Origin of the sequence: Candidatus Cloacimonas sp. (assembly GCA_039680785.1) — a bacterium.
GTDB lineage: Bacteria > Cloacimonadota > Cloacimonadia > Cloacimonadales > Cloacimonadaceae > Cloacimonas.
The window spans coordinates 1-23,474 of the sequence record JBDKSF010000095.1 but is presented as its reverse complement, the minus strand read 5'-3'; the positions used below and the strand labels follow the sequence as shown (position 1 = coordinate 23,474).

The 23,474-nt window shown below is 37.7% G+C and carries 19 protein-coding genes and 1 tRNA gene; 4 read left to right on the top strand and 16 right to left on the bottom strand.

Annotated elements, in window-relative coordinates:
* Window positions 1-73 precede the first annotated feature (73 nt).
* The 10 genes from murC to ABFC98_06690 form a co-directional block, all read right to left on the bottom strand.
* Complete coding sequence (murC, locus tag ABFC98_06735) at window positions 74-1,468, bottom strand: UDP-N-acetylmuramate--L-alanine ligase (protein ID MEN6445728.1); 1,395 nt, start codon at window positions 1,466-1,468, stop codon at window positions 74-76.
* Window positions 1,468-2,550, bottom strand: coding sequence for an undecaprenyldiphospho-muramoylpentapeptide beta-N-acetylglucosaminyltransferase (gene murG, locus ABFC98_06730; protein MEN6445727.1), 1,083 nt, complete (start codon window positions 2,548-2,550; stop codon window positions 1,468-1,470). Before murG ends, murC begins: the two co-directional genes overlap by 1 nt.
* Complete coding sequence (locus ABFC98_06725) at window positions 2,547-3,686, bottom strand: FtsW/RodA/SpoVE family cell cycle protein (protein MEN6445726.1); 1,140 nt, start codon at window positions 3,684-3,686, stop codon at window positions 2,547-2,549. Before ABFC98_06725 ends, murG begins: the two co-directional genes overlap by 4 nt.
* Window positions 3,673-5,025: a UDP-N-acetylmuramoyl-L-alanine--D-glutamate ligase gene (murD, locus tag ABFC98_06720; protein ID MEN6445725.1), complete on the bottom strand. Its 1,353-nt coding sequence runs from the start codon at window positions 5,023-5,025 to the stop codon at window positions 3,673-3,675. Before murD ends, ABFC98_06725 begins: the two co-directional genes overlap by 14 nt.
* Window positions 5,026-5,037: 12 nt before the next feature.
* A complete protein-coding gene (mraY, locus tag ABFC98_06715; protein MEN6445724.1) occupies window positions 5,038-6,141 on the bottom strand; it encodes a phospho-N-acetylmuramoyl-pentapeptide-transferase in 1,104 nt (367 codons plus the stop codon).
* Window positions 6,141-8,900, bottom strand: coding sequence for a UDP-N-acetylmuramoyl-L-alanyl-D-glutamate--2,6-diaminopimelate ligase (locus ABFC98_06710; GenBank protein MEN6445723.1), 2,760 nt, complete (start codon window positions 8,898-8,900; stop codon window positions 6,141-6,143). Before ABFC98_06710 ends, mraY begins: the two co-directional genes overlap by 1 nt.
* Before the next feature lie 86 nt (window positions 8,901-8,986).
* Window positions 8,987-11,161 (bottom strand): penicillin-binding transpeptidase domain-containing protein, encoded by a 2,175-nt coding sequence (locus ABFC98_06705; protein MEN6445722.1) that lies wholly within the window; start codon window positions 11,159-11,161, stop codon window positions 8,987-8,989.
* 2 nt (window positions 11,162-11,163) lie between these two features.
* Entirely contained in the window at window positions 11,164-11,520 is a 357-nt protein-coding gene (locus ABFC98_06700) for a hypothetical protein (protein ID MEN6445721.1), read from the bottom strand.
* The gene (gene rsmH / locus ABFC98_06695; GenBank protein ID MEN6445720.1) at window positions 11,520-12,500 is read right to left on the bottom strand and encodes a 16S rRNA (cytosine(1402)-N(4))-methyltransferase RsmH; all 981 of its coding nucleotides are present in this window, start codon (window positions 12,498-12,500) and stop codon (window positions 11,520-11,522) included. The genes ABFC98_06700 and rsmH overlap by 1 nt, the downstream gene beginning before the upstream one ends.
* Window positions 12,497-12,937 (bottom strand): protein MraZ, encoded by a 441-nt coding sequence (locus ABFC98_06690; GenBank protein MEN6445719.1) that lies wholly within the window; start codon window positions 12,935-12,937, stop codon window positions 12,497-12,499. Before ABFC98_06690 ends, rsmH begins: the two co-directional genes overlap by 4 nt.
* A 771-nt stretch (window positions 12,938-13,708) precedes the next feature.
* Between ABFC98_06690 and ABFC98_06685 the strand changes: the two genes are divergently transcribed.
* Window positions 13,709-14,203, top strand: a complete 495-nt coding sequence (locus tag ABFC98_06685; GenBank protein MEN6445718.1) for a flavin reductase family protein — start codon at window positions 13,709-13,711, stop codon at window positions 14,201-14,203.
* A gap of 98 nt (window positions 14,204-14,301) precedes the next feature.
* Here ABFC98_06685 and ABFC98_06680 read toward each other — a convergent pair whose 3' ends face one another.
* From ABFC98_06680 to ABFC98_06655, 6 genes are all read right to left on the bottom strand, one after another.
* The gene (locus tag ABFC98_06680) at window positions 14,302-14,949 is read right to left on the bottom strand and encodes a hypothetical protein (GenBank protein MEN6445717.1); all 648 of its coding nucleotides are present in this window, start codon (window positions 14,947-14,949) and stop codon (window positions 14,302-14,304) included.
* Window positions 14,950-14,959: 10 nt separating this feature from the next.
* Window positions 14,960-15,619, bottom strand: coding sequence for a hypothetical protein (locus ABFC98_06675; GenBank protein MEN6445716.1), 660 nt, complete (start codon window positions 15,617-15,619; stop codon window positions 14,960-14,962).
* On the bottom strand, window positions 15,607-16,575 hold the full coding sequence (locus ABFC98_06670; protein MEN6445715.1) for a hypothetical protein: 969 nt from the start codon (window positions 16,573-16,575) through the stop codon (window positions 15,607-15,609). Before ABFC98_06670 ends, ABFC98_06675 begins: the two co-directional genes overlap by 13 nt.
* Window positions 16,576-16,593: 18 nt before the next feature.
* Window positions 16,594-19,662, bottom strand: coding sequence for a T9SS type A sorting domain-containing protein (locus tag ABFC98_06665; protein ID MEN6445714.1), 3,069 nt, complete (start codon window positions 19,660-19,662; stop codon window positions 16,594-16,596).
* A gap of 75 nt (window positions 19,663-19,737) precedes the next feature.
* The gene (locus tag ABFC98_06660) at window positions 19,738-20,763 is read right to left on the bottom strand and encodes a PorV/PorQ family protein (GenBank protein MEN6445713.1); all 1,026 of its coding nucleotides are present in this window, start codon (window positions 20,761-20,763) and stop codon (window positions 19,738-19,740) included.
* Between the two features lie 189 nt (window positions 20,764-20,952).
* Window positions 20,953-21,039 (bottom strand) — tRNA-Leu (locus tag ABFC98_06655).
* A gap of 249 nt (window positions 21,040-21,288) precedes the next feature.
* On the opposite strand from ABFC98_06655, the gene ABFC98_06650 reads away from it, so the two are divergent.
* Genes ABFC98_06650 through ABFC98_06640 form a run of 3 tightly spaced genes read left to right on the top strand, consistent with a single transcriptional unit; the run spans window position 21,289 to window position 23,300 of the window.
* Window positions 21,289-22,398, top strand: coding sequence for an AAA family ATPase (locus tag ABFC98_06650; protein MEN6445712.1), 1,110 nt, complete (start codon window positions 21,289-21,291; stop codon window positions 22,396-22,398).
* Window positions 22,391-22,948 (top strand): hypothetical protein, encoded by a 558-nt coding sequence (locus ABFC98_06645; protein ID MEN6445711.1) that lies wholly within the window; start codon window positions 22,391-22,393, stop codon window positions 22,946-22,948. Before ABFC98_06650 ends, ABFC98_06645 begins: the two co-directional genes overlap by 8 nt.
* Window position 22,949: 1 nt before the next feature.
* On the top strand, window positions 22,950-23,300 hold the full coding sequence (locus tag ABFC98_06640) for a replication/maintenance protein RepL (protein ID MEN6445710.1): 351 nt from the start codon (window positions 22,950-22,952) through the stop codon (window positions 23,298-23,300).
* Window positions 23,301-23,474: the final 174 nt, after the last annotated feature.

Sequence of the window (23,474 nt, the reverse complement as noted above, 5' to 3'; positions counted from 1 at the left end):
TGTATCCAAAACCTTTAGCTAAACAGCGTTAAAATTTAAAAAAATGCTATCAGCGTTACAAGTTACTACTATTTTAGTTGTTATGGTTTGTGTCAACATAATTCTTTAATTCCTTTAAAATTTCTTCTCCATATTGCCAAATATTCCCTGCTCCCATAGTTATTAGTATGTCTCCTTCTTTAAGCAGAGAAAGGGTTTGGCTGACAATTTCAGCATTTGATTCAATTAAATGAACTTGATGATGTCCACTTTGAATAGCCGCATCGGCAATCAGTTTAGAAGTTATGCCCGGAATGGGTTGTTCGCGGGCAGGATAGATGGGAGCTAAGATTAAACAGTCGCAAGAAAAAAAGGATTTGCCAAATTTCTCATAAAAATCTCTGGTGCGAGAATACAGATGGGGTTGAAATAAGGTAACAATCCGCCTTTTGGCACTATCTTTGAAACCTTCCAAAGTCGCTTTGATTTCGGTAGGATGATGTGCATAATCATCATAAATGGTTATTCCAGCCGCTTCCCCTTTCAAATCAAATCTTCTATAAACTCCACTGAATTTATTCAGCCCTTCCAGAATTGCCGAAAAAGGAATATCCAATTCCAAACCTATGGACGCAGCCAGCAAGGAATTCTGAATATTGTGTCTGCCATTTACTTTCAGAGTTATGCGTCCCAATTTGTAATCTTTAAAAAGCAGATCATAAGAAGAGCCAAAACCTTGCATCTCTATATCTCTTGCCTGAACATCTGCTTGACGAGAAAAACCGTAAGTGACAATTCTCTTATTTATGGAGGGCAATATTGATTGAACTCCTGGATCATCTAAGCAGGCAATAACGCTGCCGAAGAAAGGAACCTTATTAGCATATTCTATAAACGATTTTTTGATATCATCCAAATTGCTGTAACAATCAAGATGGTCTTCATCAACATTGGTTATACCTGCAATGCAAGGAGTTAGCGACAAAAAAGAATGGTCATATTCATCCGCTTCCACAACGATATATTTTCCACTACCCATAACATTGTTACTGCCAAAGTTTTTCACTTTCCCGCCCACAATGATGGTTGGTTCCAAACCGGCACTTTCTAAAACAGAACCTGCCATAGAAGTGGCAGTCGTCTTGCCGTGGGTTCCTGAAATTCCAATGGAAAAACTCATTCTGGTTATTTCAGCCAACATCTCAGCTCTGCGAATAACAGGTATTTTCTTTTCTCTGGCAGCGATAATTTCTGCATTATCATCTCTTACGGCGCTGGATTTAACTACTACATCCGCGTCTCCAACATTTTCTTGGCGATGACCTTCCTCAATTTTTATCCCCAACGATTCTAAATGTGCCGTTAGGTCTGATTTTTTCAGATCAGAACCAGTTATTTCGAGTCCTTGATTGTGTAGAAATTCTGCTATACCACTCATTCCGATGCCACCGATGCCGACAAAATGTATCTTTTTTGTTCTTCCGAGCATTATTCCTCCTCGTTTTGCAGATAACTGAGAATATGTTTTACAATTTTTTCTGCTGCCTGATTGGGTGGAAGGGCAGCAAATCTTTTTAAGTAATTATCCAAATCTGCGCTTACTTTTTGAATATTTTCAACCAGTGTGGATGGTGTTAATTCACTTTGTTTTAAAAGCACAGCTACACCCTTATCTTGTTGAGCCAAAGCATTATAATATTGATGGTTTTCTGCAGCGGTGGGAAGAGGTATCAAAATTGCAGGTAGCCGATTTTCTTCCAATTCCGCTATCGTCATAGCCCCGGCACGAGTTACAGCCAATTGACATCTGGAAAGCATTCTTGGTAAGTCAGGAGAAAAATCAAAGAGAAACAGACCTTGCGTTCCCTTGTGTTTGGCAGTAAATTGCTCATAACTTATTTTACCCGTTTGCCAGATTACTTGATATCCCAGAGATAATATACTTGGTAAAGCCAAACTGACAACTTTATTTATAGCCACGGAACCTTGGCTACCTCCGCTGACGATAATAGTTGGTATATCGTCATTTAAACCTAAAGTGTTTAGATCAAAAGGTCGCAAATTGTTATCCAGATTGGTCTTTCTTAAAGGAATGCCATAATTAACAAGCTTAGCTTGGATTAAGTATTTATGCGTGTTTTCAAAGGAGATGAAGATTATGTCTGCCTTTTTAGCCATTTTTCGGGTGACCAAACCGGGGAAACTATTGCTTTCGTGAAAGAAAAGGGGAATTTTCAAATATGCAGCCGCGATGGCTGCAGGTCCTGAAACAAAGCCACCTGTGCAAATAACTGCCTGTGGCTTTTCTTTTTTTAGGATATGGATTGATTTTATTATGCTGCTAATTAAGTAAAAAGGAAACAGTAAATTTTCCTGCTTGAAAGAGCGATACAATTTCTGCACTTTAATTTGCCGGAAAGGATAACCTGCTGAAACACAAAGTGTTTCTTCTATGCTGTTTCGGTTTCCGATGAAGACAGAGTGGTGGTTATGTTTTTGTAATTCATCTGCCAAAGCTAAAGCTGGTGTTATATGTCCACCTGTTCCACCTGCACCGAAAACAAACTTCATACATATCTCCTTTGGGCGCTAATATTTAATAGCATACCCAAAGCAATGGAATCCATTAGTAAAGCGGAACCTCCATAACTGATAAAAGGTAAAGTATTTCCCGTTGGAGGTAAAATGGACATAGCTACCCCCGTATTAACCAGAACATTACAAAAAATATTCATTGCCAAACCGACTCCCAGAAATTTTAAGAATCGGTTCTCCTGTGAATTTGCCATCCACATACATCGGAAGAAGAGAAAACAATGTAAACCAAAAACAATTAGAGCACCGATAAAACCCCATTCTTCACCGATTACAGTGTAAATATAATCTGTGCGTGCTTCCGGAAGATAATAATGTTTGGCTCTGCCTCTTGCCATTCCTGTCCCAATAAGGCCACCACTGGAAAGAGCCGTTAAACTCTCTTTTACTTGGTAATCGCTATCTTCTATTTTAACTTCACCTTTGGGTCTTAAAAACAAGCTGAACTTTTTATAAGTGGTGAGGCGTCCTTTTCTATAGTCAGCACCTTTTACTAAAACTAAGCCGGCAGCAAGGATTCCAACTAATGCCAAAGTTAAAAGAACGCGTTTTTTTGCCCCTGCATAGATTAGCATCCCATACAGTGTTACTCCCCCAATTATTAAAGTACTTAAGTGCTTCTCTTTAATAATTAGGATGAAAGTGATAGCCGTAATTAACAATAAAGCGAATAAATTACTGAAGAATTGACCCGTATTGGAGCTGACCAGCTCATCGTTCTTTTTGTCCAAAATATGAGCGAAATAAAAAACCAATGCTAAACGCGCTAAAACACTTGGCTGGAAATTGATAAATCCCAAATCGATTTGACGAGTAGCTCCTTTTATTGTGCTTCCTTTTATCAGAACAATAATCAGTAGGATTATCGTAAGATAAACAAGGTAAGGAGAAAGCACCCTAAGTTTTTCCAGATTGAATACATAAAGAATAACAACTGCCAGAATGGTAGATATGAACAGAAAGAGAATCTGTTTGTAAAAATAGTGCATAGAACTCTGGACGGAAGAAATATCAAGCATAACTACCAGTCCTATTAAACATAATAAAAGGTAGGCAATCAAAATCATCTTGTCAAAACTAACAATATAGCGTTGTGTTTTACTTCTTTTCATTTTCTTTGCTTATCTCCATTACAACTTTCTTAAAGAAATCACCTCGTTCTTCATAATTTTTAAATCTATCAAAACTGGCACACGCAGGAGATAGAACTATTATATCTCCGGGTTCGGAATCGCTGAATGCTTTACGCATGCATTGCTCAAAATCTGAAATACATTCGAGAGGAATTTTGTCCTTCCAAGTTTGGGACATTTTTTCTATAGTTGCACCGGTCAGATATGCTTTTTTCACTGTTCGTTGCAAATCTGAAGTAAGCACGCTATAATCCTCCCCTTTATCTGAGCCACCTAAAATAACTCTGATCGGTTTAGCAAAACTATATAAAGCGCTACGCACTGAATCGGTATTCGTAGCTTTGGAATCATTGTAAAAAGAGACATCTTTTATGCTGGTTACAAACTCTAAGCGATGTGGCAACGGTTTATAACCATTTGCTGCTTCGACAATTTTTTCCGAATTCGGGATAAGAGCATAAACTGCCAACATTGCAGCCATGGCATTAGCGTAATTATGAGGTCCTTTAATCTCAAAAGAGGACAGAGGAACTTGCGTTTCAGAGCCGAATTGAATATAATTATCAGCTAAATAAGCCATGGCATTGGCATTTTTCTTTAAGGAAAAATATAACTTATTGGCTTGAATGTTATTGGTATATTGCTTAATTTCGGGAGAATCCCAAAATAGAACTGCTGTTTCTGTAGCTTTTTGATTCTTGAAGATTCTAACCTTGCTTAACGCATAGTCCTCAAAGGAATTGTAGCGATTGATATGATCAGGGGTAATATTTAGCAAAACGGCTACATCGGGTTTGAAACTGTCAATTAAGTCCAATTGAAAACTGCTGATTTCCAGCACGATGTATTCGATGCCTTTTTTTTCTATTGGATAACTACAAAAAGCATCGCCAATATTGCCTGCTAAAATGGAATTTTTCTTCATACTCTTTAGAATATGTTGAATTAAACTTACAGTAGTGCTTTTACCATTGGATCCTGTTACGGCAATAATTTTGGAATCATCTGCCTTGATTCTGTAACCAAGCTCAATTTCACTGATCAATTCAATATTTTTTGCTTTCGCTTTTTGCAAGATAGGCACATTTAGTGGTATGCCGGGGCTAATAATTAAACAATCACACTGCAATAGTTTATCTGTATGTCCACCGAATTCGCAAGGGAAGTCCTTTTTTAATGTCTCCGCTTCGGGGAGGTCAGTTTCAGGACGCAGTTCACTTAAAAAAGGAAGTGCGCCTAAGTCCTTTAATTTATAGGCAGCCGCAATTCCACTGCGAGCTAAACCCATAATTCCGTAATTTTTGTTCAGCTTAATCATAACAACATCTCTTTAGCGAAGTTTGATTGTAGATAATGCCACAGCTACAAGCAAGGCAGCTATGATGTAAAAACGCATCACTATTTTAGATTCGTGAATGCCTTTAAGTTCAAAGTGATGATGAACAGGGGCACATAAAAAAACTCTGCGACCTTGTCCAAATTTATGTTTGGTATATTTGAACCAAGAACGCTGAATAATAACGCTAAATGCTTCAAACACAAAGATAAAACCAAGGATAATGAAGAAGATTTCTTCCTTTAATAAAAGAGAAATGACCGCTGCAATTCCTCCTAAGGTTAAGGAACCGGTATCTCCCATAAAAACCTGTGCTGGATAACTATTAAACCATAAAAAACCCATCAAAGTTCCCATCACGGCACTGATGAAAACAGTCAATTCTCCTGCGCTGGGTATAAATTCCAGATTTAAATAATTCGCCGCTACAAAGTTTCCTTTCAAATAACTCATCACTCCCAAGCCCAGAAAAGTAAAAGTTAAAGTTCCGGCAGCAAGTCCGTCTAAACCATCCGTTAAATTTACGGCATTAGAAATGCCAGTGATGAATAATATGGCAAAAGGGATAAAAACCCAACCCAAAGGAATAATCAGATCTTTGAAAAAGGGAATTTGCAGAGTAGTGATATTATTGGAAAAGGAGCTACTGTAATAAATGGCAAAAGTAATAATCAGACCTACGGAAATTTGTCCTAAAAGCTTATAACGAGGCAGTAGCCCTTTTTTAGCTTTCACGAAATTCTTTAAATAATCATCCAAAAAGCCCAAAATTCCTAACCAGACGGTAGCTAAATACATCATTAAGATAGAAGGATTGGTTAAAATATTCCATAAAAGCGAAGAAATCAGCAGCGAAACCAGAATAATGATTCCTCCCATTGTAGGAGTTCCTTGTTTCAAACGATGTCTTTCCGGTAAATCTTCATCTATGGTTTCCACGGCTGACTTTTTTTTCAGTAATTTTATAAAAACAGGTCCCACTAAAAGCGAAATAATCAGCGATGTAATAAAAGCGCCAATAGAACGGAAAGTTACATATCTAAATACATTGAACACAATGCTGTATTTAGCCAGGGGGTAAAGCAGATGATAAAACATCAGTTCTCTCCTTTTAGTTTGGGGATTAAAAGTTCCAGTTGCCAATAATGAGAGCCCTTCAAAAGAATTACCGCGTCTTGGGGTATTGGCCAACGATATAAGGAACTTAGCATTCTTTTTACAGAATAAAAGTGAGTAATTTTACCTTCTTTGGCAGAATGATAAAAGACGGAGTGAGAACCCACCGTATATAACTTTTCAAAACGCATTTTGGCAAGTATGGAACCAATCAAATCGTGGTAATATGAAGTGCTGGAACCAAGTTCCAGCATATCTGCCAAAATAGCGTAATGCGGTTTCTCAGGATATAGAGATTGCCAATATTTTAGGGCATTTATCATAGAAACGGGATTTGCATTATAGCAGTCAATGATTAGCAGTCCTGTTCCTCTTTTAATGATCTGCGTTCTCAAATCCAATTGGATAGGTTTTTTTAGGGCAGATTGTATCTTTTTCTTATCTATCCCAAGTTTTAAACCCAAAACAATCGCAAAAGCTGCATTGATCGCATAATAAGGGGCTGAATAAGGTAAAATCCACAAGTCCTCATTCAAATAAAATGTTTGCCTGTTTTCTGTTACCTGCTGTTGAGTTATCCTGTAATTGCAAGTTTCTTTATAGCCAACGCCTATTCCTTTCCTGGCAAAGGGTTTGAAGCGCGGATTATCACCCGGAAACAAACGCAAAGCCAAAGGTCGTTTAAACAGGTTTATTTTTTCTTGAAATACGCCTTCTTCATTATAAAAACTTTCTAAATGTGCGGGTCCGATATTGATAATAATACCAATTTCAGGATTGACAACCTCAGCCAAAGCGGATATTTCTCCAAAGTGGTTTGTTCCCAATTCAAAGACGGCATATTGATGTTCTGGTAAAATTCTTAAGATGGTTTTACATAAGCCGATCATATTGTTTTCATTGGCACGAGTTTTTAATACGGAAGCGGAACTTTCCAAAACTTGAGCAATGAATTCTTTGGTAGTGGTTTTACCTGTGCTTCCAGTTAAGGCAATTCTTTTAGCGGGGAAGAGTTGTAAATATTTGCGGCATATATTACCCATTGCTTGCATACTACTTTGAACTTGGAAATACTGAAATTCCTCAGCCGAAATATCTGTTGGTAAGGGTTTTTCACCGATGGCGCAATTTTCTTTATGGGCAAGCACTTCTGGCAAGTAATTATGGCCATCGTATTTTTCACCTTTGATAGCTATGAATATACTTCCTGGCTTAATATTCCGCGAATCGGTAGAAATATATTTATAGCTAACTGGTTTTCTATAACCCTTCGGCTCAGGATTGTTTTCTGGTAAAAATAACAGTTTTAGTAATGTTTGATCAACAGGCAAAATAAATTCATCTTCAGCTTTGGAATAGGATGATTTTGAGGCAAGAGCCGCCAAAATGGTTTCTCGATCATTAAAATGATGTTTGGTGCCTTCAATTTCTTGGTAATCTTCACTTCCTTTGCCGCAAAATAATACTATATCATCTTTACCTGCAATGCAGATAAGGGATTCAATCGCTTGTTTTCTCTCTCTAATAACCCACCAAGGAGCATAGAGATCGCTGTCTGCAACAATATCTTTAATAATCGTATCCGGATTTTCGCTGCGAGGGTTGTCATCACTTATAATTACGGCATTACAATATTGTAACGCAGCTTTCAACATTAAGGGTCTTTTGCCTTTATCTCTGTCTCCACCGGCACCCAATAAGCAAAGGATTCTTTTATGAGGTAAGTCCTTCACTGCTTTCAGCACATTTTCAATTGCCTCAGGAGTATGAGCATAATCTATAAATATACCTATTCCAAAGTCATTTTCCACTTTCTCAATTCTACCTGAGACGGGTGGAATATTTTTTATGGATTGATGAATTTGTTCAGGACTAAAGCCCATAGCATATAAAGTAAGGGCAGATAAGCCAAGATTCTGAATATTGAAACTCCCAATCAGGCGGCTTGAAATAAAAATTTCCGCATCTGCCGAAATCAATTTAAAGCTGCTATTATGAATGTCGGTTTTTATATCTGCAAAAGAGAATTCAGCATCATTGCCTCCGATAGAATGCACTTTTGCCTGTTTGGCAATCAGCATTTTTTCTATCTTATCTCCAAAAGGATCGGCAGTATTGATTATAGAAATGCTTCCATCTTTTACGCCTTGTTTAAAAAAGCTCATTTTTGCCTTTCCGTAATTTGCCAGGGTCTGATGAAAATCAAGATGGTCACGCCCTAAATTGCTGAACAGACAATAATCAAATTTAACGCCATAAACTCTGTTAAGCGCCAAGGAATGAGAAGAGACCTCCATAACTACATATTTGATTTCTGCCTTTACTATTTCAGCAAATATTTCATTCAGTTCTATTATATCGGGAGTTGTGCGCTCGGAAGGAAATTTATTATCATTTATATAATAACCCAATGTTCCTATCCATCCGCAACGAAAACCCAGATTTTTTAGCGCTTCGTAAATCATTAAAGAAGTAGTGGTTTTACCGTTGGTTCCGGTTATCCCGATTAAAGTAAAAGGTATTTTTTCCGGCAGAAAGATAAGGCGAGCAATCAGAGCAGCTGCTTTTCGACTATCTTTAACTTTTAGGAAAGGGAAATCAGGATTATTAAATTCCTCTCCCACAATTAAAGCGGCTCCTTTTTCGAGAGCGGATTTTATATATGAATGTCCGTCAAAAAATTCACCTTTAATGCAGACAAAAATATCACCAGCGCTAATTTTTCTGTTATCTGTCCGCATTTTTCCCTGCCAATTCGGCAAATGTTCCAGGCCTCCCATTTCTATTAGCAACGAGTGTTTTTTCAAAGTTTTCACAATCTTATCGATCACAGAGTTGCCTCCAGATAGCATTTGCTTCCTTTTAGGATTCTACTACCGGGTAAAATGGATTGGGAACGCACAATTCCAGAGCCCAGAATATTTACTGCCAGTCCTTGTGCGGAAGCTTGTTTTAATGCTTCGCGTAAACTTAAGCCGATTAAATTGGGCATTGTTCCAGCTTCATAAACGGGTGCTTTTTTATCATTATTGCGTCCCAGCTTCAAAGTTATCGGATAGTGAGGATCTACAGTTACTCCATCTTTAGGATATTGATCAATGACAATCGAAGCAGAATCGGGTCCCTCCACCGTATATTTAAATCCGTAATAATTCAAAGTTTTTTCTGCTTGGAAAAGATGCATTCCGACCAATTTGGGCATTGTGAGCGAGGTCTGCATCAATCTATCATTATAAGGCAGAATCTGGCATTCGGGCATAAAGAGAATGTTTTCCACTATTTTTTTAAAAGTGGGAGCGCTGCTTGTGCTGCCAAAATGATATCCCGGAGCCGGTTCATCATAAAAAACCACGATTACCATCTGGGGCTTTTCTATGGGAAACATACCAACGAAAACAGAACTGAATTTCCCTTCGCTGTAGCCATGAGTTCCTTCCACATTTTTTTGAGCCGTTCCAGTTTTTCCGCCTACTTGAATATAGTCCATTTGAATATGTTTGGCTGTGCCATTATCAACCACACCTTGAAGATATGATTTAATAGTGTCCGTGGCGGCATGGGTAGAAACATTTCGTAAAACTGAGGGCTCAAATTGTTCAATGATTTTTCCCTCATCGTCTCTGATGGAATCAATGATTAATGGTTTCATCAGTTTTCCACCATTGGCAATGGCACAATATGCATTGGCAAGCTGTAAAGCAGTTGTTGAAATTCCTTGTCCGAAAGATACGGAATGTAAAGTATATCCATCCCAGTTTTGCAGTTTGGCAAACATACCGCTGGATTCACCCGTCATATTAAGAGCCGTCTTTTGGCCAAAACCCAGGGAGATGAATTTTTCGTATAATCGTGCAGGACCAATTCTCTCCGCTATTTTAGCTATTCCTACATTGCTGGATTTGGTAATAATGTCGCGAGGAGTTAATTCACCATATTGATGTGTGTCCGAGATCACTCTTTTGCCAATTTGATATCTACCGCATTGAAAGGTCTCCGTGGGCTTCACCAATTTGTATTCAATGGCGGGAAGCATAGTTAATGGCTTCATCGTAGAGCCCGGCTCAAACATAAAACTTACGGGTATATTGGATTTCACTCTTACCAAATTCGGATCTTCCATTCTATCATCTCTGGAGACACCCGCCATTGCCAAAATTTTGCCTGTATTAGGTTCCATAACTATAGCACCGGCATTTTTGGCTCCGTAAAGTTCCATTCCTTCGAAAAGAGCATTTTCCGTTATTTCTTGAATTTTGGCATCTATGGTAAGCCAAATATTATAGCCATCTTGCGGATTTTTAGAATGCAATTTGGGGTAGGGAACCGGATGATGATTTGCGTCCCAAACAACTTCCTTCCATCCATAATTTCCTGCCAGATATTTATCGTAGGTTGATTCTATACCGCAGACACCGGCAAGTTTATATAATGATTTATTGTTAGTGGCGGAATCATAACCATTGGATATTTCGCGCACCGATCCCAAAACCCTGGCAGCTAAAATATCTTTAGAATAAATCCTTTTCATTGAAGCAAAGCTGTATATTAGTCCAGTCATATCTTTTGCCCGGAAATCTTTAATCAATTTATCCAGCTCCACTTCGCTTATTTTATTGGAAATTTGAACGGAACTGGTTTTATTGCCCATATTTAAGCGTTTTAAGATATCTTCTTTAGGGAGGGATGTTTCCTTGGCGATGATTTCGGCACAAATTTCAAATGCTTTGTCCTGCGGAACTTTTTTATCTTTTGCCCAAGAAATAATGGAAGCCCTGTCTATGTCTATCTGATAAAAACTGACGGAACTAACCAGCAGATTACCTTTTGTATCCAAAATGGAACCTCTGCGAGGAATTAAAATTTCTTTTTGAGGTGTATATCTAAGTTTTCTTGCTTGTGCCAGATGAAAAGGATCTAAAATCTGAATACAAAATAGATAAGCAGTCCAGACCACTGCGGCAAGAGCAAAGATAACCACCAGAAAATAAAAACGAGTTTTCATTTTTAGTCCAGCAGAATCTGGATATTTTTAGCTTCCGCTTTTTGGGTAAGTAGGTCTATTATGCAATAGGTCTTCTTTTCTTGTTTGGGAGATGGCTCGTGCACATAAATAATTTTTCCCGCTTGCTGGTCTGGAATAAAATTGCTCAATTCCACACTCACTAAAGAAGCAATATGTTTTCCGCTGCGTAAATCATCCAGCTCCACCAGCAATTCAGTGTTGATATTTTTTTCAGCATAATAGGTCTTTTCCAGTTCCGCCACTTTTCTGGTATATTGCACGATTCTGTTTTTGTTATAAAAACTGAGAAAAAACACCAGTCCTAAAAGGATTATAAGTATCAAAAGTTTGCCTCGCATCATTCCTCCCGCGTTTTCCGTCGGTTTTGTTTCCGACCGTTTAATGAATTCTTATCTTCCTCTTTAACTTTCTCAGCAGCGCGTAATTTGGCACTGCGGGAACGGGGATTTGCCAATATTTCTTCTTCCGTAGCCGTTAAGGGCTTTTTGGTTAAAATATTTAACTGTTTATGATGGTTACAATTACAGCTTATGGAAGCAGGAGGACAAATACAATCCTGTTCCGCCAATTTAAAAATGCGTTTCACTATTCTATCTTCTAAAGAATGGTAACTGATAACCACTATTCTACCTGCGGGATTTAATAAATATATTGCATCCTGCAAAGCTGAAGAAAGTGCTTCCAGTTCCTTGTTCACATATATTCGCAATGCCTGAAAAATACGCACTTTTGTCTTTAGTGATTCCTTTGTACCTTTTCCGGCAACGCTTTCTATAATTTTGGCAAGTTCGCCTGTGGTCTGAATTGGCTTCGAACTTTTTTCCACTGCTTTGGCAATACGATAGGCATTTTGTTCTTCACCCAAATCTCTGAAAATTTGGGTTAATGTCTTTGTGTCCAATTCGTTAACCGCATTATACGCACTATATTGTAAGTCCCTGTCCATTCTCATATCCAGAAGCGCATCTTTATCAAAACTGAATCCGCGTTTGTCAGTATCTATTTGATGCGATGAAACTCCCAAATCAAAGAGAATTCCATCAATGCCTTTTACTTTCAAATAGGCGAGCTCGGTGCGCAGTTGTTTGAAATTGGCTTTTATTAAAATTGCATTATTATATTCTGTAAGTGTTTTTCCTGCTTCTGCGATTGCTTCACTATCTTGATCAAAACAATATAGTTTCAGGGAGGGCTCCTGTTTTAGCATCGCTAAACTATGGCCTCCACCTCCGGTTGTGGCATCTACATAAAGTTTGCCTGCTTGCAAATTTAGCAAGGATAAACATTGATTCACCATTACCGGAGTGTGAAAACTCATTTTTGATAGTCCTCAGAAGTAAACTCTTGGCGATGTTTGTTTAGCTTACCTGCCCGTACTTCATTATAGACCTTAGGATTCCACAACGAAATATAGTGCCCTTCACCTTTGATGATAACGCTATCCGTAATGTTCGTTTCGTTTAATAAGCGTTCCAGAATTCTTACTCTTCCGGGACCTTCCAGCTCTTGCTCCGTCATAGCAAAATCAATTAATTGGGTGCGAAGTTTGGCACAACGCTCGTCACCGTTTTTCAGCCGTTCCAAAGTATCTTTCCAGTTATCAAGAGGATAAATGGCAACTGTTTCATTGGGACCAAGAGTAACTATCACTTTTTTGCCCGCTTCTTCCGAAAATTTCTTCTTGAAAGCGGCAGGAATTATTACCCGTTGCTTATGAACAGAGTTTTCAAAGATACCTAAAAATTCACCGGACATAGCTGAAGCCCTTATTTTCAAGTTTCGGAACAAAACCTTCTTTTCTTCTACTGTCCGTGCTTTTTCGTGTCATTTCTATGAACCGCCTTGAGTTTTTTTGAGATATTGTGAGTTTCTATGGTTCTTTTATGAGATATGGTTTTTCTTGTCAAGTGCAAAATGCAATTTTTTTTAAGTTATTAAACTATTTTTTCCAGCACATCACTTTAAGGTTTAAGGTTTATCTTTTTATCCGATATAAGATTAGATTAGTAGTTTCGTAAACCAGAATATCATAGTGAGAGGCGTAGTTGATTGTGCTGCAATATATTGCGATTTATATAAAAATAATTTTTGCATTTTTACTACTAAAATTGGCAAAGACCTTTATCCCTTGTGCGTTTGAGGAGGTGTCCTCTTCCTGAAAATTTTTTGGTGTTGCCTATTATTTTCTCTTTCACTCCTTTCTTGCATCCCGAATGCTTTAAGTTTGCTTCCCGAATGCATCCCGTATGGCGATTCGGGAAGCATTCGGGATGGTTTTCAGAAGTATAGGGCAGACGAGTAGGAGCGTTGTTATCATTAGGAAGGATTATTTAGTCGGTAAATGAGGGCGGTAAATTGCCAAGAGAACGGGTATTTTTGTGCAGCATTATTCATTTTTACTTCAGAGAAAGGGAAAAAACAGAGGCAGATAGCTATCATCCAATCCGTTGTTAAGTAAAAGAACACTCTTGTTTTTTTACGATTTTGCCTTATAATATAAAGAGAATATTAATAACAGGAGATGAAATGATTCAGCTTTCTCAGCTACCTTTAAGCTATGGGAAAATTCATTTACCGGCGAAAGTTGCTCTGGTAGTAACCCAAAAGCCAGAGGGAGGTTTTAACTTAATTACAATTGAATGGTTTATGAGAACCTCCATCCAGCCCCCAATGTTTGCTATATCCATTGGGGAAAGCCGCTATTCACACGAATGTTTGGAAGCAAATCGTTTTTTCAATTTAGTGTTTCCCACGGCAGAAATGAAACCGTTATTAACTCTTTGCGGTTCCAATTCAGGCAGAGATATGGATAAATTTACCGTTGGTAAAGTGGATTTTATAGCGGGGAAATTACATAAGCTACCGGTTTTGAAAGATGCCGTTACCTGTTTTGAATGCGAAGTTGTTTCGGAAGTTCGAAGCGGAGATCATACTATTTACATAGGTCAAGTGCATTACAGTTGGTTAAATGACGAAGTAGAGCTTTTCTACTTATCAGGAACATTTATAAGGTCTGACTAAAAAGTAATTTTGGCTTTGTTACCTATAAAAGCAAGATACCCTATCTTGAGGACTGATAGTATTATTCTAAACGGAACGAAGACAGCAAATTATCTTTTTTACCAATGGTAGTTTACTTGCACGATAGGGGTTTTATTTAAGACCGAAAAAGAAAGATCCGTTTTGGGAACTGGGGCCGTCCACCGCATAGCATCAATGGCACTGATCAAATGATTGAGGATTAAAACGCCTCCGGTAACCATTGCATAATCTCTAAAATCGTTGCTGCGATTGCGGATTTTATTATATTCTCGGCGATTATCCATACTGTCCCAAGTCCAATAATGGTCCTCTTGATAACAATTCTCATCGATGAATTGTTGCTGTAAAACAGGATCATTAGGATATAATTCCCTTGCGGTTTGACGCACCCAATTATTATATCCGCCGGCATCAAAACCATTGCTATCATACATTCCCACTTGTTTAAAAAATAGGTCAGGATAACTGCCCGGAGCTAAATGGGCATATTTAACTGCATATTCATAATAATTCTGTTTCAAGAGATCGCTTTCGCTATTGAAATAATAAAGAGAGCCAATAATTACTGCCTCAGCCGTTAGCATAAGATAGCCCCGATCCCTGCCTGAACTTGCTTGTGACCAACCGGGGACTGCCAGTGATTTAAGTACCGTAAGTCCTCTATTCTGAGCAACTAAAAGAGTGGAAAACAGTAGGATAAACATCAGGATAAGAATGCGTTTCAAGCTGATTCTCCTAAAATTCAATTTGATAATGCAACATAGCTCCTTCCGATGAGGAGGGCGCTAAATATAAATTACCCACATCCTTACTGGAAAGTATGGAGGTCTCAATGACACTGAAGCAACGATTAAACAGTAAAAAACCCAAACAGAGCTGATTATTCATTTTAGCTTTTTGGTGCCGTCTCCGGATGGATTTGTATTCATTCCACTTTTCTGTGCTTTGCCAGTTCCATTCTTCATTACCCTGAAAAGTATTGGCAGAAATGTAATCAGTATATGACTGAGGATCATAATCGTAAATCAAATAATAGTTGCGCGCCATCATTTCTTGGATGTCATTATAATAAGAACTACTGGGATAATTTTGAACTGCCTGATAATGATTGGAGGGCATCCCGTAAGGTACTCCGGCATAAAGTTCCGCAAACTTCATAAAGTTCTTTTTTTGCAGGTCTATTTCGCGATTAGTGGCGTAAAAAGCATAAAGATTTACTACATCTATACCCACTAAAGCCGTTCCTCGTATATTATTGCCTAAAAGCAATTCTCCGCTTCCCGGTAAAAGGAAAGAAGAAAGGGGATAAACTATTTTAGGCAATGCCATAAGCGGTAAAAAACAACTTACCAGTAACGCTAATATTAGCCAATATTTATATTTTAAAATGTCCACTTCAAACCCAGCATAGGTGTTACATTTCCGGTAGGCATTGCTGCATAAAAATAGGGAACAGGTGTTGCCTGAGAAATGTAGTAACGGTTAAATTTGGTAGTTACGCGAATGGCATCTAAGCCAGCAGCTAAGTGATTAAAAGCTAATCCCATAGTAAAAAGATTGGCATAGCCATAATCATCTTTAGCGTCATTGCGCATTTTTATATAGGTCTGACGCATTCTGCTCATATCATGTGAATTGATTGAGACAGAGTTTTCCGTATCCGGACCCCAAATTGGATAATTTCCGATCCAATGTGTTTGTTGGCTGTCGTCAGGACCATCAAATTGCCAACGCGGCGAAGAAAAATTGCCGGATTCATCGGCTGCAAAACGATAATACCAATCCATCCAGCCAAAAACATAGTGGTTATATTTACCGATATCTTCGTAAAAATGCTGTGAGTTATTATTATCCAATCGGAAATAACTTTCATCATAAATATCCACGGTATTGATTTCTTTCAATATGTCTTGAATTTGATTTTGCCTGCCGCGCTCATAACGATAACCTTGGATCTCAGTTCCATCCGGTGTTGTATAAGTATAAAGTTCACCAGTGGCATAATACTCATATTTGTCGGTTTTATCGTTGCCTTGGTTGTTATAATAAATAATTCCACCTATAAGCGCAAGCTCAATGACCGGAAAAATATATGTGGTTATAGCTGTTTTATTGGCATAAAATTGGCCTGCGCCCGGAACCAGTAAAGACATTGCCATAGCAAGATGGGCGTCCTTTTTATTATAATTAACTTTAATCAAATCGTTAGTAATAACTGTATCGCGTGTTGCATCCTGATTCTCTTCTGGGGCTTGATATAACCACTGGTCAATATCTGTTTCTGCTTTTGCTTGCCCGAAAAGACAATAACTAAGCGTAAGGATGATTAGGCATAAGACAATTCTTTTCATTGCTAACTCCTTAATGAATCATTTTTCCACTGCGAATTTTAGGCGTGTAATTTTACCGTTATTATCCAGCACAATAATATAAACGCCGGAACTTAATCCTTTAATGCTTATTTCATAATCGCGAGGATTGTTTTGGGATGCAGGAATAAGCAACTTGCGAATTAAGGTTCCGCTAATGTCGTATATGCGAAGTTTTGTCTCACCGGAATAATTCTGTAGGTTTACTTTAACAAATTGTTCTTTAACGGGATTGGGATAGAGGTAAGCATTTTTTTCGGTTGAACTAACTGTCTCATCCTTAAAATTTAAAGTTACATATCCGCTAATTCCGTTTCTAAAACCGGCGAAAAGGATGGGATCGGTTTCGATGTTATTTTTTCCGTGGATGTATAATTTACCGTTTTCATCAGTATAATACCAATATAATGTTTGCCGTTGTTGATCGTAAAAAAGGTAGTCGGATTTATTTCCCTTGTTACTGGCTAAACACATTTCCGGCAGAATGTTGCCATTCTGCTCTACAGCTAAATAGCTACTACCCTGAAGTGGGTAAAAAAGTATGGGATGCGCATTTAAGGTTAATGACATTGGACTCTCCCAAGCAGAAATTGCTTCCGGAGAAGTGATGGGGAATTGGCTAAGCTTTGTACCATCTGCTTTTAAGGCATAGAGTTGTGTGCCGATTCCGAAAAATAGAACTGGAGAAATATTCTCTAAAGAAGTGAGCGCTAATTGCCCCGGTGTCTCACTACTATGATTGTTAAAGATTTTTTCCACATTGTTTTGGTAGATGCGATATAAATTACCACTATCAGCCATAATAAAAATCATTTCCACCGTCTTATCAGGATTAGCATAGATTATCGGCTCAATTTTCTTGCAAGGTTCTGGCAGGGAAAATTCCTTAATTGTGGTTAAGTTATCTGCCGCTAAAATCTTTACAAAGCTTTCTCCCAAGGCAATTATTTGATCGTCATACCCAGCCAGATGCTTAATCCCTTCCAGAGATACAAAATCTGTGTCTAAGTAATTCTTAAACAAATTGATCCCTGTTTGGGTGGCGATAAATAAACTATTGTTCAGAGAGAGAGGTGTTGTAACGATGGAATCGGGATAATTAATACCTTGCAGAGAAATTTCATCGTTTGCCCAGTCCGCTAAGTAAACTGTTTTATCCTTAGCATAAACTAATTCCTGAAAACCATCCTGATTGGAGTCCGTTGTTTGTAATGGAAAATCAGGATGGGAGAATGGAGCATTAAATGCTCCCAAAAGGTCTTGCCAGACACCATCTGCATTATTGAGCAAATTTATCTTCCCGATACTAAGAACGGGTAAGTTAGTATCGCTAAAACTGGAATTGATGATGGGACCGGTGACAACAACGGGAGATTGATAATCCAAAATTTGGGTGCTATCGAAAAAACCGCTTTCTAATTGGAAACTCATTTGGCTGGAAGGATTGCTAATCTGTTTTAGATGATACAAGCCAGGCAGATTGTTGCTATCCACTAAAGGGGGATTTGTAGTGGCACTAAGTTCTGGTTTCCAATATTCAGGGCTCCAGTTGACAAATAAGCCATTTGCATCCAGAATCGGTTTATAGGCGTGAAAATATTCGTAAGGAGTCCCTGTCCAATACATAGAATAATCACTTCCCAGGTCTGTAAGTCCGTCCGCTTCAATAATGGAAACGGCTTTTCGGTTAAAACTGGTGTTTACGGTATTGTTATCAAAATTATTTACCCAGTTACCAGAGCTATCATTTTGCCCTTCATCGTATAAAATATCTTCATTTATGTGCCAGACAAGTATTCCTCCCCCTATTGACGAACCATCCGCTTTCATAAAAGAAGGTAAAAGATAGTCGTATTCATAAGAAGGGGGTGGTGGAGAAATATCTGCCAAAGGTGTAGGATAAAGAATTACTCTTCCGTTCAAAGCTCCAAAAACAGCTGTGCCACCATCGCCATCAGGATCCACATTGCGGTTCTCAACCAAAATATATTCCTGAGCATTTAGCGGAATTTTATAGGTCTGAGGAATAGGGTTTTTTCCTTTCTGTGAAGCGCTTATGGCACTTACAGGTAATTGAGTTAGAACAGGAAAATCGGGAAATTCCTTTAATAAACCCTGATTTAGGTAAATATCCCTAAACATCAAATTGCGGGAAAAAGCACCCGGAAATGTTGGTAATGCACCTTCCACATATACATAATCACCGTTTTCCAATTCACCTACTAAAATCCCGGAACCACCGCTGTCCATAATGTCAAAAACTCCAACCATTGGAGAGGAATTGTAAACATTATATAAGTCCACCATTCCTAAGGAGTGGCCAAATTCATGTGCCAAAACGGAATTTAAAGCGCCATAACCATTGTGAATTGTTCTTCCATCCTGTTCGCTGGTATAAAAATCCTGAGAGATGGTTTCGGGGACATTACAAGAATGGGAAATGAGAACAGTTCCATTATCAACAACTGCTTCTTTGCCATCACCGACTTTTATGAAAAAAGAAGGTATGTCGGAAGGTGTGTCACCCAAAACATTATGTTGCCAGTCCGAGCCAGCGTGAATAATCATATAATGGCTGTAACTGGCAAAATCAATCTCTTGATCTATACTATCTGCCAGTTCAAAAGCGGTTTTGAAATATTCTTCCATACGACTGACAAAGAGCTCTGAATTTGCCCCCGGAGGATTGTAATAGCCCATTGTTTTGGGCAAAGTATAAGCAGGAATATCTTTAGGATAGACATCGTAATTTAGATTATACGCACCGGAAGATACGGCTAAATAGTAATATTTCATTGCCTCCAGATTTGCCTCAAAATACGGTCGATTATGTGGAGGAGCACCTATTGAATAGATATAGGTTGAATCCAGTGCCAATTGGAATTTGCCGTTACCAGTAGTATTACTATCATCAATGTCTTCCAAAGCAAAATCTACCAGGATAACTAACAGTTTGTTATAGTTGGCTTTATCCTTTTTAAGATTATCCTCTCGGGAATTTGGCTCAATTAAATTACTTAGATATGGATGCTTAGGTAATTTACGAAATTCCGTTGCTTTCGGCAACATCGTTTTTTGAGCAGGCAAGAAAGCTATCGTTAGGAAGAACAATAGCACAAAGGAGATTTTTTTCATCGATTTGGTTTAGAACTCAAACCCCAGCGAGAATATCTTATTATAATCGGTTAAACCGCCCGCAGGAACCATAGCAAAGTCAAAACCAAGTTTGTAGCGTTTACTGAATGTATAATGGACACCCACTCCAAAACTGGCTCCTTCTACTTCACCTGCATGATCAGAATAATAACCGCCGCGTAAAGCAATCAGATTAAGATAGGTATATTCTGCACCAACTCCGTAAATGGTTTCATCAAAATATTCCCAACCAGAAATTAATCTTTGATACAGAGGATCGTCATTTGCCAAAATTTTACTCATTTCTGCAGTTGCCATCAAACGCCCCATAGGATTGTCTATAATAGTATAACCCAAACCAGCTCGAAAAGTCATCGGAGCCGGGTCTGCCTGTTCTTCGTCACTATAAGTAATGTCGGGACCAACATTTTGCAGCACGATGGATGCGTTTAAATTATCCACTATTACATCTTTGAATAAGGCACCGGCATCAAAAGCAAAACTAAAAGCGGAACCTTCGGATTCGGTTAAACCTGTTCCAGGACCCAAATATGAGTATAACAGCTTAAAATTGCCACCTACTCCAACTTTTTCAGGAACAACTTCATAACTGTATCCTAAGGCGCCGGCGACTTCATAAGTATGAAAATCACCCAATTCAACATTATTTTCATTGGTTTGAGTTTGAGTTCCTGCATCCAGCCAGATAATATGCGCATTGATATTACCAATGCCATAAAAGTAATTGTTAAAACCTAAATACTCGTAGAAAATATCTTCAATTCCGGAACCTTGTAACCAAGGAATATGCGTAGCAGCAATTTGAGTATTTTTATTAAAAGCTGTAGCCCCCGGATTCCACCACATAGCATAAGCATCATCTGCAATTGCAGAATAGGCACGTCCCATTGCATTGGCACGAGCTCCAGGTTCAAAAGTTAAGAATAACATACTTGCCTGAGATATTCCAGACAATGCAAAGGGCAGAACAAGCATCAGCATTAAGCTGAACACCAATAAATGGCGTTTAAACATTATACCTCCACAGGTTTTATGAAGCTTGTTTCAGGTTAAAAGAAATATCACCTGAAGAATATTGTTTATATTGATATAATCTAATCCGCAAACTTAAATATCAGCTTAGATTATGCCTGAAATCAATGTTCTACATAATAGGGCTTACCCTAATATCAATTAAAAGGTACATAACTCCTTAAAAAAAATTGGTGCCGAAGGCCGGAATCGAACCGGCATGAGCTAATGCCCGGTGGATTTTGAGTCCACTGCGTCTACCAGTTTCACCACTTCGGCATCTTAACTTACCACAAAAACAAGGTCTGCTTTACTGTCAAGTAAAAAGGCATTTTGCTCTCTTCGGAAACTTATTTAGATAATGACAATATAATCTTGCAACCATAAAAAGCAAAGTTATTCTATTGGCAAGTTATCCTGAGAGCAGAGAATTGCTTTGACATAAATTCCTAACTTTATTAGTTTGTATTAGACGAAGATTTTATATCAGGTCTCGGATTTATTAATTGTTTTATAAGGGAGTATAAAATGCTAACTAAACTCTGGGTAAATAATTATCGCTGTTTGGTAAATTTTGAGGTTGAATTTGATAGTTTTACTTTATTGATTGGTCCCAATGGCGGGGGTAAAACAAGTATATTCGATATCCTTTATAACTTAAGAAAGTTAATAATAAATAATGCAAAGGTTTATGAGGTCTTTACTCCTTATGATTTAACTGCCTGGCTTGATTCCAATGAACAAACATTTGAGCTCCAGGTTGATGGTAATGGAGGAATTTATACCTATCGTTTAGTCATTTCTCATCAAAGGGAATTAGGGAAATTACGAATTGAACGGGAAACGCTTCATTATGATAATAGAGTAATTTTCTCTTTTGAAAAGGGTGATATTCATTTATATAATGATTATTATAAGGAAGGAGCGGTTATTTCTTTTGATTGGATGTTATCAGGACTTTCTATGGTTGTCCCCAGACAGGATAATACAAAATTGACTTGGTTCAAGGATTGGATAAACAAATTATTTATTTTAAATCTGGAACCCAAAGCCATACATTCTGTTTCTGAAGATGAATCCTCACAGTTGTTTAGGGATGGGAAAAATTTTGTTTCCTGGTATCGTTATTTTTCTCAAGAGCATCAGGATAAAATGTATGATCTGATAACCTATCTTCGGAATTCCATATATGGATTTGATTCCTTAAAATTGGAGTTAGCAGGTAAACATCGTATTTTGCAAGTTGGTTTTCGGAGTGAAAATAAAAAAGATAAGACCCTATTTTTTGATTTTGATCGGCTTTCCGATGGACAAAAAGTTTTACTTATCTTACATACTTTGTTAGTATGTTTACAAGAGATGGGTAATACATTGATGATGGATGAACCGGAAAATTATGTAGCACTTGCGGAAATTCAACCTTGGCTTATGGAACTTAGTGATGTTTGTGGAGTTACAATTCCTCAAATTATAATTATCAGTCATCACCCTGAACTAATTGATTATTTTGGAGTGGAAAAAAGCCGTCTGATAGTTAGAGAGCCACTTGGTCCTGCAAGAGTAAAACAAATAATCAATAAGTTTGAAGATGGCTTAAATTTATCAGAATTAATTGCCCGGGGTTGGGAAAATGAATAAAAGAGAAGTAAGCTTTGTTATATGTTGTGAAGATAAACAACAGGAATGTTTTGCCAGAAGATTTCTTAAAGGTTTGGGTTTTGAACCAAGACAGTTATTTTTTAAAATAAACCCTGCCGGAAAAGGTTCAGGTGAACAATGGGTTAGAGAAAAGTTCATTGAAGAGCTAAAAATCTATTATACGAAACAACGGATTTATGCTTTAATAGCTATTATAGATGGAGACACAAAAGGTGTAGAAGAAAGAATTACTCAATTTAATAATATATGCAAAGAATATAGAGTTCAAGTTCGGAGTAATAATGATGCTATAGCTATAATAGTTCCGACCAGAAATATAGAGACCTGGATTCATTATCTAAATGGTGAAATAGTTGATGAAGAAACAGTATATCCTAAGTTGAAATGTGAAAGTGATTGCCAAATTGCAGTAAAAAATCTTGTTACTATGTGTAAAAGTAACGGACTTAGTCAGGATGCTCCACCTTCACTACATTCAGCTTGTGAAGAATATAGAAGTAGAATATATAATTTCAGGTTCTCACATTAGTATGTTTAAAACTGATTATTATGGATATTATGACCCTAAAAGAAGGTATATTGACCCTAATAAACCTAAATTTGATCCTAATAAACTTGAAATTGACCTTAATAAAGTCCAAAATGACCCCAATAAACTTAAATTTGACCCTAATAGGAGTATTTCAGATTGGATTTTATATTTAATAAAGAATAGTCCTAAGATTAGTTATAAAGAAATGGCAGAAATTACAGGTAAAAGTATTCCTACCATCAAAAGGTCAATTACTAAACTTAAAGAGGAAGGATTAATCAAAAGAAGCGGATCTCCCAGAGGGGGAAAATGGGTTTTAGTGAAGAGTGAAAACAGCTGGAAAAAATAAATGGGGAAGGAAATCTTTTGATTCCAAATCGCAAGATGAAGGATTAATACTTCTAAAATAAACACCTAACAACTACCCATAAGAGCAAGAATCACTTATAACAATTTATTGTCCATTCTTGTGCACAACTATCATAAATTTCTATATTTCTGTTCACTGGGTGCTGAGGTACAG